Origin of the sequence: Corynebacterium marambiense (assembly GCF_016342275.1) — a bacterium.
Classification (GTDB): Bacteria; Actinomycetota; Actinomycetes; order Mycobacteriales; family Mycobacteriaceae; genus Corynebacterium; species Corynebacterium marambiense.
Genome location: NZ_JAEIOT010000007.1, coordinates 507,054 through 521,443, shown reverse-complemented (window position 1 = coordinate 521,443; position 14,390 = coordinate 507,054). Strand labels below are relative to the sequence as shown.

At 66.7% G+C, this 14,390-nt stretch carries 10 protein-coding genes; all 10 read left to right on the top strand.

All coding sequences use genetic code 11. The features are described 5' to 3' along the window. Positions 1–39: 39 nt before the first annotated feature. The 10 genes from gdhA to JDV76_RS07365 all read left to right on the top strand — a co-directional run bounded on the left by gdhA (position 40) and on the right by JDV76_RS07365 (position 14,381). A complete protein-coding gene (gene gdhA, locus JDV76_RS07410; RefSeq protein ID WP_198736208.1) occupies positions 40–1,383 on the top strand; it encodes an NADP-specific glutamate dehydrogenase in 1,344 nt (447 codons plus the stop codon). Positions 1,384–1,561: 178 nt separating this feature from the next. Beyond that, entirely contained in the window at positions 1,562–2,335 is a 774-nt protein-coding gene (locus tag JDV76_RS07405) for a DivIVA domain-containing protein (RefSeq protein ID WP_232958957.1), read from the top strand. A 72-nt stretch (positions 2,336–2,407) separates the two neighbouring features. After that, the gene (locus tag JDV76_RS07400) at positions 2,408–2,944 is read left to right on the top strand and encodes a YceD family protein (RefSeq protein ID WP_198736207.1); all 537 of its coding nucleotides are present in this window, start codon (positions 2,408–2,410) and stop codon (positions 2,942–2,944) included. Continuing rightward, positions 2,941–3,741 carry a ribonuclease III gene (gene rnc / locus JDV76_RS07395; RefSeq protein WP_198736206.1) on the top strand — a complete coding sequence of 267 codons (801 nt, stop codon included), beginning with the start codon at positions 2,941–2,943 and terminating at the stop codon, positions 3,739–3,741. The genes JDV76_RS07400 and rnc overlap by 4 nt, the downstream gene beginning before the upstream one ends. 9 nt (positions 3,742–3,750) lie before the next feature. Beyond that, positions 3,751–4,632 (top strand): bifunctional DNA-formamidopyrimidine glycosylase/DNA-(apurinic or apyrimidinic site) lyase, encoded by an 882-nt coding sequence (gene mutM, locus JDV76_RS07390; RefSeq protein ID WP_198736205.1) that lies wholly within the window; start codon positions 3,751–3,753, stop codon positions 4,630–4,632. Between the two features lie 34 nt (positions 4,633–4,666). Next, entirely contained in the window at positions 4,667–6,142 is a 1,476-nt protein-coding gene (locus JDV76_RS07385) for an alanine/glycine:cation symporter family protein (protein ID WP_198736204.1), read from the top strand. 132 nt (positions 6,143–6,274) lie between these two features. Further along, complete coding sequence (locus JDV76_RS07380) at positions 6,275–6,568, top strand: acylphosphatase (RefSeq protein ID WP_198736203.1); 294 nt, start codon at positions 6,275–6,277, stop codon at positions 6,566–6,568. Between the two features lie 8 nt (positions 6,569–6,576). Next, positions 6,577–7,068 (top strand): hypothetical protein, encoded by a 492-nt coding sequence (locus tag JDV76_RS07375; RefSeq protein WP_198736202.1) that lies wholly within the window; start codon positions 6,577–6,579, stop codon positions 7,066–7,068. Positions 7,069–7,093: 25 nt separating this feature from the next. After that, on the top strand, positions 7,094–10,594 hold the full coding sequence (gene smc, locus JDV76_RS07370) for a chromosome segregation protein SMC (RefSeq protein WP_198736201.1): 3,501 nt from the start codon (positions 7,094–7,096) through the stop codon (positions 10,592–10,594). Between the two features lie 145 nt (positions 10,595–10,739). After that, on the top strand, positions 10,740–14,381 hold the full coding sequence (locus JDV76_RS07365) for a hypothetical protein (protein WP_198736200.1): 3,642 nt from the start codon (positions 10,740–10,742) through the stop codon (positions 14,379–14,381). Positions 14,382–14,390: the final 9 nt, after the last annotated feature.

The window sequence follows — 14,390 nt, the reverse complement described above, 5'->3', positions numbered from 1 at the left end:
CTGTCGTAACCGGGTCGCGGAGACAAGGAATATAGCCACATGAACGTTGACGAACAGGTTTCCCAGTACTACAACACGGTGCTCAACCGAAACCCCGGCGAGGCTGAGTTCCACCAGGCTGTCGCCGAGGTCCTCGACTCCCTGAAGATCATCCTGGAGAAGGATCCGCACTACGCCGCAGAAGGCCTCATCGAGCGGCTCTGCGAGCCCGAGCGTCAGCTCATCTTCCGTGTGCCGTGGACCGATGACGAGGGCAAGGTGCGCGTCAACCGCGGTTTCCGTGTCCAGTTCAACTCGGCGCTCGGCCCATACAAGGGCGGCCTGCGGTTCCACCCGTCGGTCAACGTCGGAATCATCAAGTTCCTTGGCTTCGAGCAGATCTTCAAGAACTCCCTGACCGGTCTGCCCATCGGCGGCGGCAAGGGCGGCTCCGACTTCGACCCCAAGGGCAAGTCCGACGCCGAGATCATGCGCTTCTGCCAGTCCTTCATGACTGAGCTGCACCGCCACATCGGGGAGTACCGCGATGTCCCCGCCGGTGACATCGGGGTTGGCGGCCGGGAGATCGGCTACCTCTTCGGTCAGTACCGTCGCCTCGCCAACCAGCACGAGTCCGGTGTCCTCACCGGCAAGGGACTGAACTGGGGCGGGTCGCTCGTCCGCACCGAGGCCACGGGCTACGGCCTGGTGTACTTCACCAAGGAGATGCTCGCCGCACACGGTGAGTCCTTCGATGGCAAGAAGGTCATCGTCTCCGGTTCCGGAAACGTTGCCATCTACGCCATCGAGAAGGCTCAGGAACTCGGCGCGACCGTCATCGCCTTCTCCGATTCCTCCGGCTGGGTCGAGACCCCCAACGGTGTCGATGTCGCCAAGCTGAAGGACGTCAAGGAAACCCGCCGCGAGCGGATCTCCGCTTATGTTGACGAGGTCGAGGGCGCGACCCTGCACACCGACGGCTCCATCTGGGATCTCCCGTGCGACGTTGCCCTACCCTGTGCCACCCAGAACGAGCTGGACGGCGAGCACGCCATCAAGCTCGCCGACAACGGCTGCAAGTTCGTCGCCGAGGGCGCCAACATGCCCTCCACCGCGGACGCCGTCGAGGTCTACCGTGAGCGCGGTGTCCACTTCGGCCCCGGTAAGGCCGCCAACGCCGGTGGCGTCGCCACCTCCGCACTGGAGATGCAGCAGAACGCCTGCCGCGACTCCTGGACCTTCGAGTACACCGACAAGCGTCTGCATGAGATCATGAGCAACATCTTCCGTCTCTGCGACGAGACCGCTAGGGAGTACGGCCACGAGGGCGACTATGTCATCGGCGCCAACATCGCTGGCTTCAAGAAGGTCGCCGACGCGATGATCGCCCAGGGCATCATCTAGTCCACGGCCCTCCGTCAAGATCACGCGCGTGATCACCACGACGACCCTGTTCCCCGACCCGCCAGTGATGGTGGGAAGACCCGGGAACAGGGTCGTCGTGCGTCTGCGACTGTCCGGGCTGCAGAATTCGTACTGTGTCCTCACGCCACGGCGACGATTGTTGGGTACCGTAAGGGGCATGTACCGCGTATTTGAATCCCTTGACGAGCTCAACGCCACCGTGGAGCAGGCTTACGGCGTGCCGATGTCCTCGAACTGTCTCGTGCCCCGGACGGAGGTGCTCCGGCTCCTCGACGACCTGCGTGAGGCCCTGCCGCAGGAGGTCGACGACGCCCAGGATGTCCTGGACAAGCGTGATGAGCTGATCCGCGGTGCCGAAGAGCAGGCAGAGTTCCTGGTCACCGAAGCGGAGAATGAAGCCTCCGCGCTCGTCTCCACGGCACGCACGGACGCCGATGCCATGGTCGCCGACGCGGAGAACCACGCAAACCTCCTTGTCGCCCGCGCCGAGGAGGAAGCCGAGCGCCTAGTGAGCGATGCGCAACGCGAGGCGGAAGCGACTGTCGACCGCGCCAATGCCGAGGCGGAACGTCTCGTGGCCAAAGGAAACGAGACGTACCAGCGCAGCGTCGACGAGGGCCTCGCGGAACAGCACCGCCTGGTCAGCGACTCCGAGGTGGTCCGCCGGGCGAACGAAGAGGCTCACCGGATCATCGACTCCGCGCACGCCGACTCCAACCGGCTGCGCAGCGAGTGTGATGCCTTCGTCGACACGAAGCTCGCCGAGTTCGAGGAATCGCTGTCCGCGACCCTGCGGAGCGTGTCCAAGGACCGTGCCGCACTCCGCCGAGGCGCCGGTGCTGTCGGCCATGGTGACCGCTCCGGACACCGGGACCGCCCCGAGCGTCCCGAGCGCGGTACCCGCTACTCCGCACGCGGCTACGTGGAGTAGTCCCCGTCCGGTGGGGTCCCGGTCTGCGGCATCTGGGCGGTTACCCGCTCAGAGGGTAGGCTGTGGGACGTCATGAACTCACCATTTGTATTTGATGTCGCAGCCCTGCTGCGCTCCTCGGCCACACCAACCCAGCGCACCCAGACCGGCCCCAGTCCGCTACGGATCGGGCTCCCGCTGGTCGCTATCGACGAAGGCGCCGACGTCACCGTCGATGCCTTCCTCTCACCGCTCGGTGACGCCGTCCTCGTCGACGCCACCGTCACCGCCCCACTCATGGGTGAATGCGCTCGCTGCCTCCGCCCCCTGGATGTCGAGCACTCCTTCCACGTTAACGAGGTGTTCGCCGCCTCCGACGATTTTGTCAGCGGCGACGCCGCGGACGATGACGCGGATGAGAACCCCCCGCGGATCGAGGGAACGGAACTCGACATCCAACAGGCGCTGACCGACGTCGTCGGACTGAACCTGCCCTTCTCTCCGACCTGCGACTACTTCGGGATCGGTGAATGCGACTCCGAGCACACCCCGGAACCCGACGGTGTATCGGGGGAGGACGAGAAGAATCTTCCGGACCCCCGCTGGGCAGGCCTGGAGAAGTTCCGGTGAGCCCCCGCAAACGGCTCACCGGAATAGAGGCACTCCAGAAGTCTTTCGGTGCCGTCGACCATGCGCCCCTGCTGGCCAGCTTCGGGGTCGAACTCCCCGAAGATCTGCTCCGGCTCGCGCTGACACACCGTTCGTTCGCCAACGAGAACGGGCATCTTCCCAACAATGAACGCCTCGAATTCCTGGGCGATTCCGTACTCGGTCTCTCCGTCGCGGACAAGCTCTACCAACTGCACCCGACGAGGTCGGAGAGCGACATCTCCAAGATGCGCGCCTCCATCGTGAGCCGGTACGGACTCGCTGAAGTCGCCCGAGACATCGGCCTCGGTCGATTCATCCTCCTTGGCAAGGGAGAGCGGGCCAGCGGTGGCGACGACAAGGACTCGATCCTCGCGGACACCACCGAAGCGCTGCTGGGAGCGATCTACCTCGAACACGGCTTCGAGGTGGCTCGCTCCGTGGTACTTCGGCTGTTCTCCCACCTCATCGAGACGGCCGCGGCCACCGGCGTGCACAACGACTGGAAGACGTCCCTGCAGGAACGACTCGCGGAGCGGAAGCTCCCGATGGCGGAGTATTCCGTCACCTCCGAAGGGCCGGATCACGATCGTCAGTTCACCGCGCGGATCACCGTCGCGGGCCGGGACCTGGGCGCGGGACACGGAACAAGCAAGAAAACCGCCGAACAGGACGCCGCGGCGATCGCGTACGCGCGACTGCGCGACGAGCTCGACTTCGGGCCCGATTCCCCCGAGACCATCGCCCGGGAGGCCGCCTCCGGCCGGAACCGGTCCTGACGACCGTCCATGCCTGAACTCCCTGAGGTAGAGACCGTCCGATCGGGCCTCGCAAACCTAATCACCGGGGCGCGTATCGACCGGGCTGAGGTGCTTCATCCCCGAGCGGCACGCAACAACGCCGGCGGGCAGGGAGAGGTCTCCGCAGCCCTCAAAGACCGACTTGTCTCCTCCGTCGAACGCCGCGGCAAGTTCCTCTGGTTGGTCCTCGCCCCGGGGGACGACGCGCTTCTCGTGCACCTCGGCATGAGCGGACAGATGCTGATCAAGGATCCCGGGGCGGGGGAACGAGACCCGAACCTGCGACATCGGCGGGCGTTCGCCGTCCTCGATGACGGCCGGGAAGTCTGGTTCGTGGACCAGCGGACCTTCGGCTACTGGTCCACCGGCCCCCTCGTCGACGGCCGGTCCACCGCCGGTCCAGATACCAGGAGGGTTCCGCTCCGGGTCGCCCACATCGCCCCGGACCTGCTCGAACCCGATCTCGATCTCGGTACCGTGGCACGAACCCTGAAAACCCGCGACACCGAGATCAAGCGACTGCTGCTCGCCCAGGAGATCGTCTCCGGGATCGGGAACATCTACGCCGACGAGATGCTGTGGCGGGCGCGGGTCCATCCCCGGCAGCGCGCCTCACGCATGTCGGTGACGCGGATCACACACCTGTTGGGGGCGGGTATCGACGTCATGCGTGACGCACTCGCCCAGGGCGGAACCTCGTTCGATGCGTTGTACGTGAACGTGAACGGTGACTCAGGATATTTTGACCGTTCGCTCAATGTCTACGGTAGAACCGGGAGGGACTGTGTGCGCTGCGGTTTTCCCGTGACTCGTGAGCAGTTCATGAACCGGTCCAGTCATTTCTGCGGAAATTGTCAACGAAGATACTGACTTTTTGCCTAGTTTTAGGTTAACGTTTCTCCGCATGGAACAACTTCAGAACTTCATCGGCAAGTTCAACGACACATACTGGCAACTGGTCCTCGTTCTACTCGTCGGCGCGGGGCTCTACTTCTGTTGGACCACCCTCGTGGTCCAACTGCGGTTCATCCCGGACATGTTCCGTTCGATCGTCGAGCGGGCCCCCGCTGAGAAGGGGCAGAAGAACATCTCGGCCTTCAAGGCGTTCACCGTCTCGGCGGCGTCCCGTGTCGGTACCGGCAACGTCGCCGGTGTCGCCATCGCCATCGCCGTGGGTGGTCCCGGAGCGGTGTTCTGGATGTGGATGCTCGCTGTCATCGGCGGTGCGACCTCATTCGTGGAGTCAACGCTCGCCCAGGTGTACAAGGTGCGGGACAAGGACTCGTTCCGTGGTGGCCCCGCCTACTACATCACCAAGGCGCTCGGTTGGCGCTGGTTGGCCGTCACCTTCGCGGTGCTGATCACCCTCACCTATGGCTTCGTGTTCAACGCCGTGCAGTCGAACTCCATCGCCGCGTCGATGAGCACCTCCTTCGAGGCGTCCAACCCGACCGTCGTCAAGGTCATCGTCGGCGCCGTCCTCGCTCTGGTCACCGCCGCCGTGATCTTCGGTGGTATCCAGCGGATCGGTGCCGTCACCCAGATCATCGTTCCCATCATGGCGGTGGCCTACATCATCGTCGGATTCATCGTGGTCTTCATCCACATCGGCGAGGTTCCGGCGATGATCGGCAACATCTGGGCCGAGGCCTTCGGCTTCCGGTCGGTCTCCGGTGCCGCGATCGGCACCGTCATCATGAACGGCGTCCGCCGGGGCCTGTTCTCCAACGAAGCCGGTATGGGTTCCGTTCCTAACGCTGCGGCGACCGCAACGGTCTCGCACCCGGCGAAGCAGGGCCTCATCCAGACACTGGGTGTCTACTTCGACACCGTCGTCGTCTGCTCCGTCACCGCGTTCATCATCTTGCTGTCCAAGCCCGAGTACGGCGAGGGACACGGTGGCATGGAACTCACGCAGAACGCTCTCGCGGACAGCGTCGGCACGTGGGGAATCCACTTCCTCACCGTGATCATCATTTTCCTCGCGTTCTCTTCCGTGATCGGCAACTACTACTATGGCGAGGCCAACATCGAGTTCCTGACCGGGTCCAAGTCGGTCCTCAACGGTTTCCGTGGCCTCGTGGTTCTCTGCGTCTTCGCGGGCGCGCTCGGTTCCGTCCCGCTCGTCTGGGCACTGGCCGACACCTTCTCCGGCCTGATGGCCACAGCCAACCTCATCGCCATCATCCCGCTGGGTGGCGTGGCCGTCGCGCTGCTCAGGCACTTCTCGGAGCAGCGGGCGAAGGGCCTCAATCCCGTGTTCCACCGGGACGATCTGCCCAAGCTCCGTGGCTGGGAGAACATGGAGTGCTGGGACGGCACCGATGCCATCCTCCAGCGTGATGAGCGTTACGACGAGGTCTCGCGCCGCGTGAAGTAGGCGCAGCGATCTCCGTCAACGGGGCACCATCCGGTATGCCGGGTGGTGCCCCGTTCCGCGTGTCTATTCCTCGGTACAGTGAACGGCAGGACAGATCTTCACCACGCTGATGATCACGGAGGACTGGTAACGATGGGTGCAGGGGATACGACGAGGCTCACGGCATGGGTGCACGGACACGTCCAAGGGGTCGGGTTCCGTTGGTGGACCCGCTGCCAGGCGAAGGAACTCGGGCTCGCCGGTTCCGCGACCAACTATCCGGACGGGCGTGTGCTCGTCGTCGCGGAAGGGGATGAGCGGGCGTGCGTCGCGCTCCTCGATCGGCTCGCCGAGCAGCCCAGCACCACCCGACGCCCCGGGCGGGTCGACAAGGTGATCGACCAGTGGTCCGAGCCCCGGGGCGAATCGGGATTCACCGAACGATGAGGATACTGATGCGCCCGCTGATTCTCGCTTCGGTTGCGGTTGTCGCGATGCTCGCGGGATGCTCGCCGCAGGGTGCTGACACCGATCCAGCACGACCCGCATCATCGACCGCTTCAACTGCGGAGCTCCCGGACGAAGGCGATGACGCGGGAACCGGTGTGGTGCCCCTCGCAGAGTATCCGGTGGACAGGGCGTCCGACAGGATGCGCGACGAACATATCGCCCGCATCGAGGACCATGCGGTCATCGATCAGCGGACCATCCGGATCGCCGGGATGACGGGCACCGCGCGGTGTTTCGGAGTCCGACCCGTCGTGGACGAGACCGACAACGAGGTTCGGCTCGCGCTCGTCGCCGGAACCCTTCCGGGCACGGACGGCCCCTGTACCGAGGAGGCGCGCTTCGCCGCCGTCGACGTCCCGCTCTCCCGTGATCTGGGGGACCGGGAGATCGTGCTCCTCGACGAGCTGGAACCGGGGGAACTCACCCGAAACCGCTGACCGGGGCCGGTGCTACTATTTTCCGGTGCATCTGAAATCGTTGACGCTCAAGGGATTCAAGTCCTTCGCGTCTGCGACGACCCTGAAATTCGAACCGGGCATCTGCGCCGTCGTCGGCCCGAACGGGTCGGGTAAATCCAACGTCGTCGACGCGCTGGCGTGGGTTATGGGGGAGCAGGGCGCGAAAACCCTGCGCGGCGGGAAGATGGAGGACGTCATTTTCGCCGGGGCTGGCGACCGTAAACCGTTGGGCCGCGCCGAGGTCACCCTCACCATAGACAACGCCGACGGTGCCCTCGACATCGACTACTCCGAGGTCTCAGTCACCCGCCGGATGTTCCGCGACGGCGCGAGCGAGTACGAGATCAACGGGACGAAAGCCCGACTGATGGACATCCAGGAGCTGCTGTCCGACTCGGGCATCGGCCGGGAGATGCACGTCATCGTCGGGCAGGGGCGCCTCGCCCAGATCCTCGAAGCCAAACCGGAGGAGCGGCGCGCCTTCATCGAGGAAGCCGCCGGTGTGCTCAAGCACCGGAGACGTAAAGAGAAGGCGCACCGGAAACTCGTCGGCATGCAGGCGAACCTCGACCGGCTCACCGATCTCACCGGTGAGCTCAAACGTCAGTTGAAGCCGCTGGCCAGGCAGGCCGAGGCCGCGAAGCGTGCGGCGACGGTGCAGGCCGAACTCCGTGACGCCCGGCTCCGGCTCGCCGGTGACCGCCTGGTGCGGTTGCGCGCCGACGCCGAGGATGCCGAGGCAAAGGCGGAGCTGCTCGCCGCTCAGGTCCGCAGCGTCACCGAACAGCTTGAGGAAGCCACCGGCAGGCAGCTCGAGCTGGACGAGGAACTCGCCCGCATCACGCCCGAGGTCGAGGCCGCCCAGAACCTGTGGTTCACCCTGTCCGCGCTGGCCGAACGGGTGTCTGCGACGGTACGTATCGCCGCCGACCGCGCCGCGAACCAGGTTTCGGACATCAGCTACTCCGGCCCGGACCCCGATGATCTCGCCCGGCGCGCGGACCGCGCCGATGAGGAACTCGCTGGTCTCGAGGAGGCCGTCGAGATGGCCACCGAGCGCCTCGAATCCATCCGCGGGGAGGTCGAGGAACGCGAACAGACCGCCCGGGAACTCGAACGCGAGCACCTCGCGCAGATGCGGGCCATTGCCGACCGTCGTGAGGGCGTGGTCAGGCTCCTCGCCGCCGAGGAATCCCAGCGCAGCCAGATCGAGGCCGCCGACGCCGACATCGAGCGGCTCACCGAGCAACTCGAGGAGACCCTCGGGCGGGCCGATGCAGCGCGGGCCGAGGCCGAGGTGATCGCGTCCCGCATCAACGAGACGACCGGCGACCGCGAACCACTGGAACAGGCGCACACCCGAGCGTCCGCAGAGGCACAGGCCGCCGACGCGCGCCTCAACCAGTTACGGGACGCCGAACGCACCCTGGAACGTCGGGTGTCCTCGCTGACCTCCCGGATCGACACCCTCGAATCCACCGTGCCCACCGTCGACGCAGCCGAGCTACTCGGTGACGGCTTCGCACCCCTCGCCGCCCTCATCCACCCGGCTGCGGGAACGGAGAAAGCCGTCGCCGCGGCCCTCGGGACCGTTGCCGAAGCCGTCGCCGGAGACCTCGAAGAGAGCGTCCTCCGCCGCCTGTCCGACGCGAACATCCCCCGGACCACACTCATCGACACGACCGGCACCGGAAGCGGGGATTGGCGCCTCGACACCGATCTGCCGCCCGGATGCTCCTGGCTCCTCGACCACCTGGAACTCGATCCCGGTGTCCGCGCAGCCGTCGTGAGGCTCCTCGTCGACGTCGTGCTCACCGATGATGAGGCGGCGGCACGGCAGGTGATCAGCGACGACCCCAGACTGAAGGCCGTCACCCGTGACGGCACACTCCGCGGACACGGCTGGCTGACCCTCGGCCAGGGAGCCGGAACCGCCGTGGAGATCACCGCGCAGATCGATGCCGCCCGCGCGGAACTCGCCACCGCCGAGGCCGAACTCGCGGAACTCGCCGGGACGCTCTCCGGCGCCGAGACAGCCGCCGAAGAGGCGCGGGTTGACGCGGCCGCCGCGAAAGCCGCCCTCCGCGAACACGACCGTGACCTCGAGACCCTCAACCGGGATGCGGCACGACTGGCCAAGAGCCACGACGCGGCTCGGGCCGAACACCAGCGCATGGCGTCGCGCGTCACCGCAGCGGAACTCCGCCGGAATGAACTCGCCGAACAGCTCGAGGAAACCCTCGACCGCCTGGCCCGCGTCGAGGACACCGACGAACCCGACGAGCCTTCCACCGCAGCCCGCGACGAGGCGGCATCCGCCCTCGCCCAGATCAAGGCGATGGAGGTCGAGGCCCGTCTCGCGCTCCGCACCGCCGAGGAACGCACCGGGCAGGTGCGCGGGAAAGGCGATGCGCTGCGCCGTCAGGCGGAGCACGAACGGCAGGCGAAGGCCCGTCACGAGAAGGCGATGGCTGCCCGCCGGGCGGCGGCCGAACTCGCTGCCGCCGTGGAACGCGGTGCCCGTGAGGTCGCGGACCGCACCGCGGACGCCACCGCGCGGGCTGCAGCCCAGCGGGACGAACTCAACTCGGCGCGGGCGGGTATCAGCACGCGGCTCGCCCGGGCCAAGGACGAGGTCAACGCCGCCCGGATGCACCTCAACCGGCTCACCGACACCGCGCACGCCTCCGACATCGCCCGCAGCCAGGCGCAGGTGCGCATGGAACAGGCCGAGGAACAGATCACCGGGCAGCTCGGCCTCACCGTCGACGTGATCCTTGCCGACTACACCCCGGGGGAGGACTTCGACCGCGCCGCCGAACAGAAACGGCTCAAACAGGCGGAGAAGGACCTCGCCTCCCTGGGCAAGGTCAACCCGCTCGCCCTCGAGGAGTTCAAGGCCCTGGAGGAACGCTACGAGTACCTCTCCACGCAACTCTCCGATGTCGAACAGGCTCGCCGTGACCTGACCGGTGTGATCGAGGAGGTGGACGCCAAGATCCTCCAACTGTTCACCGACGCCTGGCGCGACGTTGAGGACGAGTTCCCCCGCGTCTTCGCAACTCTCTTCCCCGGCGGGGAGGGGCGGCTGGTGCTCACCGACCCCGACGACATGCTCACCACCGGCATCGAGGTGGAGGCCCGACCACCCGGGAAACGGGTCAAACGCCTCTCTCTGCTGTCCGGCGGGGAGAAGTCCCTCACTGCGCTGGCGATGCTCGTCGCGATCTTCCGCGCCCGGCCCAGTCCCTTCTACGTGATGGACGAGGTCGAGGCCGCCCTCGACGACGTGAACCTGCGCCGCCTGATCAACCTCTTCGAGGAACTGCGTGAATCCAGCCAGCTCATCGTGATCACCCACCAGAAACCCACGATGGATGTCGCCAACGTGCTCTACGGGGTGACCATGCGCGGCGACGGAGTGACGCGGGTGATCAGCCAGCGCATGTCGCCCACCACGCGTGCACGGGACGGCGCCACCGAACCCGCCGACACCTCCACCTGAGCAACAAAACCAGCCGATCAGTGCAGTTGATCCGCGGTTTCGATGGTGCCCGCACGCGACATGGACGCGGACGCTAGAATCAACTGGCCTGCTCGCCGCAGGCACACATCAACCGCCACACATTCCAAGGGGCACACACCACGTTATGAGCGGCAGCACCAATCCGATCGCGGACCTGAACGATTCCCTCCTCGGCTGGGCTTCCCAGACCGAACTGAAACTTGCGCAGGTCCTCGCTGACCGGGACCGGGTCACCGGAACAGGGCTGAAGTGCGATGACATCGAGTGCATCGAACGCTTCTACGGCACGTTCCTGTCGCGGCAGATGGCGGCGGGTGCGACACTCGACGCCCTGATGGATGTCACCCCGACGGTCGCCGTCGTCACGCTGGTTTCCCGGGCGGCACGGATGACCGACCAGACCAATTTCTTCGTCGAGTACCTCCATGGTCTCGGGCTCGCCCCGACGAACGGACTCGATGAAGAGCTCTCGGGAGTGACGATCGACCTTGTCCGCAGGGTCGGGCTTGTGGTTCCCGAGAAGCTGGATGACCCGGTGCTGCTGCTCGCCGCGCACGCCGGGATCACGGGTAATGAGGTCCCGGGGCTGCTGGAGCTTCTCGATGTCCTGCAGGACGCAGGGCACGAACTCACCGGTGCAGGCATCGTGGACATGCTCGCCGATGGCAGTTACGTGGGATTCCTGCCCGCAGAGGACGAGGAATCCGACGGGGAACTTCTTCCGGTCACCGTCGGTGTCGCCGCAGCGGCACCCGAGATGCTCACCGATGTCATCACCCGGGTCATCGACCTGCGCGAACTGACCCGGACCGATCCCCTCGGATGGCGCGCTCTGGACACCGGGCGGGACACCCAGAATAACGGATCGCTCCCCGTCCTCCTGCGGGGAACACTCGCTGCAGAGCTTAGGGAACGGCCCGTCGGAACAGAGAACCGGGGGTCCGCCGTCGGCGTGGCCACCCGCGAACACACCCCCCGCATCATCTTCGACGCGGCACGCGGCAAGGTGTGTCTCCGGCTTCCGGAGCAGGCGCTGCCTGAAGGACAGGACGCCGAGGTCCAGTGGCGCGTATCGGTCGACGGCACGACCCGGATCTACCGGACCGGCCGAAGCTGGGGCGAGACCGGAGGATACTCCGAACTGCTCGACCTCCACGTTGAACGTCAGCTCCGTGAACTCACCGTGGCGGACATCACCAACGAGACGACCTGGGTCGTGCCGGTCGTCGACTCCGAGGATCCCGTCCTCGTGTTCTCGGTGAAGGGACAGAACCTCACCGAACTCGCCTCCCTGCACCACCCCGAACTCATCGTCGTCACCCCCGATGACTCCCGCCTCGTCGATGTCGTCACCGGCGACGACATCCCGGTCATCTCATCCGGGACTGTCGACGGCTGGGCCGGCTGGACCGCGCGCCGCGTGGACACCTCACAGGCCGCATCACTCCAGGTGCTACGGCCGGGCCAGACCCCCTCACCGATGCACAACGTGCGCTGTGTCGACCCCCGTCAGCGGGTCATGTTCCGCGACCCCGCCGCACCGGTGGCCGACCTCCGCAGCCTCGGCGGACTGCCCATCCACTCCGCGTCACTCCTCGCCGAGTTCCCGCCCACGGTTTCCGGGGCCGAGGAAACCTGGTGGCTGTCCATCTCCGCATACGCGGGAACCGGGCACGCCGGCGATGAGGTCGCACCCGCCGAACCGCTCATCATCCCCGCCGAAGGTGGCGTCTTCGACATCTTCGACCCCGAACTCTACGACGCACCCTGGGTCGGGGAATACCTCGTCCGCCTACGCGGCCCCCGCAATGAATCCTTCCGTCATGAATACGCCATCGTGGAAGGGCTGAACGCCTCCACCGACATCCACGGAGCCTGCCGTTCCGTCCGCATCCCGGCCGCGGGAGGCCTCAGCGAAGCGAGCTGCACCGTCCGCGCAGGGGCCAAACCGTTCACCGCGCAGCCCCGCACCATCCACGTCGACCCGGAGGAAGCCGGCGGCGGCACCGTCATCACCACCGACGAAGGCGATGCGATGCCCCTGCGGTTCACCCCGCCCCGCCTGACCTTCGAGGTGCCCCTGACCACCCAGCCGCCGATGTGGCGCACCACCCGCCTCATCTGTGGTGCCCGCCAGTTCGACGCAGACGGTACCCTCCGCATCCGGGCCACCGGGGAACTCGGCGATCCGAAGGTCACCGTCCGCAACCACCACGGCGCACCACTGCGCACCGTGCGGCTCACCGCAGAGGACGGTCGCACCTACACCGCGCCCATGACGCAGCTCGCCGCGTCTACCGCCGTTCTACCCGGCGGGCGCATGGAGTTCGAGTGGACCGACCCCCGCAGCGACCGGCGGGTCTCTGTCAACCTCGCCCTCATCGATTCCACCCCGCACGCCACCGGCGTCACGGTGGAGGACGGTCACCTGGTGTTCGAGGGGCTCGCCCGCGACCGGAATCTCGCGGCCTGGGTGTGGCCGGCAGCCGCGCCGTGGGTGTTCGGCCGCACCATCCCCGTCACCGGCCAGCGCACCGAACTACCGGCTGACCTCGTGGACGCGGGCGATCTCACCGTCCAACTCCACTCCGCCGACCCGTTCTCCGTTCTCCGCGCGCCCATCGTCCCCGGATCCACCGCATTCACCGTGGCCCAGTCCGGGCACTACACGGGAAGCAGCGAACCACTGAACGAACTCTCCGCGTTCCTCTCCGGAGACTCCGACACAGCCCCCACCGATACCTCCGTCATGCCCGTACTCTGGGACTTCCTCGCCGGATTTACACCCGAGGTCACGGCGCCCACCGATCCGGAGAACGAAGCGGCAAACGCAGCCATCCAACTCCGCAGGGCGGTCAGCACCGCACTCGCGGCGAACCCGGCGGCCGCGCTCGCCGGACTCTCCGCATCCCTCGTTCCCAGCGAAGCGCAACCCGGAAAGGTCGTCGTCTCCGGGCTCGTCCACGGCCCCTTCGCCGCACCCGCCGCCGACGCAGACGATGGCACGGATGCCGACGCAGCCGACGCCGACGCAGCCGATGCGCAGGACACGGACGTCGCCATCCACCGAACCGCGTGGATCGGAACCCTCGAACTCCTGGCGCAGCTCCCCGCCGTCCACACCGCAGTCGAAGAGGGCGAACCGCGTGCCCGACTCCGCGCCCTGCTCGACCGGCTGGCGGAGGTCGCCGGAAAGCGGCTCGTGGAGACGCTGTCCACGGGACGCGACGCCACCCTCGACACCGCGTGCATCGACCAGTCCACCGTCCAGATCGCCCAGATGGATGAGGCCCAGCAGGAATCACTGCTCAAGATGTTCTTCGCCCAGGCCGAGATCGTCCCCGGCCCCATCATGGACGACAGCGCCCGGCTCCTCGCCGTGTTCGAGACGTTCAACAAACGCCACGAACTCAACGCCCTGCTCGCCGACCGTGAGATGGTCACCTCCGCCGCGGCCCTGATGAAGGCGATGCGCGGCGCGAACCGGCGCCTGTACTCCTCGGCTCGGGTCCGCTTTGACAAACTCGAGGGCGTGGACACCGACTCCGGCGCGAACACCTGGGCACTCGCCCCCGTCGTGTCCCTCGTCTTCGCGCTCGCCGCCCGCATGCACGCCCACGGGCTGATGGGTAAATCCAAACTGCTCACCGCAGCGACCCCCGGATGGAGCCGCCTCGCCGACCTCACCCCGGACCTCGTCACCGGCGACCTCATCGCCGCCGAGGCGATGGTCCTCGCCGTCACGAATCCCGGGATCGGGGACTAGGGGAGGGAG

What these genes read in the sequence shown, in the direction of transcription:
- JDV76_RS07405 (WP_232958957.1), top strand. Translation starts at nt 1,562, where the DNA reads ATGTACCGCGTATTTGAATCCCTTGACGAGCTCAACGCCACCGTGGAG.
- JDV76_RS07365 (WP_198736200.1), top strand. Translation starts at nt 10,740, where the DNA reads ATGAGCGGCAGCACCAATCCGATCGCGGACCTGAACGATTCCCTCCTC.
- mutM (WP_198736205.1), top strand. Translation starts at nt 3,751, where the DNA reads ATGCCTGAACTCCCTGAGGTAGAGACCGTCCGATCGGGCCTCGCAAAC.
- gdhA (WP_198736208.1), top strand. Translation starts at nt 40, where the DNA reads ATGAACGTTGACGAACAGGTTTCCCAGTACTACAACACGGTGCTCAAC.
- JDV76_RS07400 (WP_198736207.1), top strand. Translation starts at nt 2,408, where the DNA reads ATGAACTCACCATTTGTATTTGATGTCGCAGCCCTGCTGCGCTCCTCG.
- JDV76_RS07380 (WP_198736203.1), top strand. Translation starts at nt 6,275, where the DNA reads ATGGGTGCAGGGGATACGACGAGGCTCACGGCATGGGTGCACGGACAC.
- JDV76_RS07385 (WP_198736204.1), top strand. Translation starts at nt 4,667, where the DNA reads ATGGAACAACTTCAGAACTTCATCGGCAAGTTCAACGACACATACTGG.
- JDV76_RS07375 (WP_198736202.1), top strand. Translation starts at nt 6,577, where the DNA reads ATGCGCCCGCTGATTCTCGCTTCGGTTGCGGTTGTCGCGATGCTCGCG.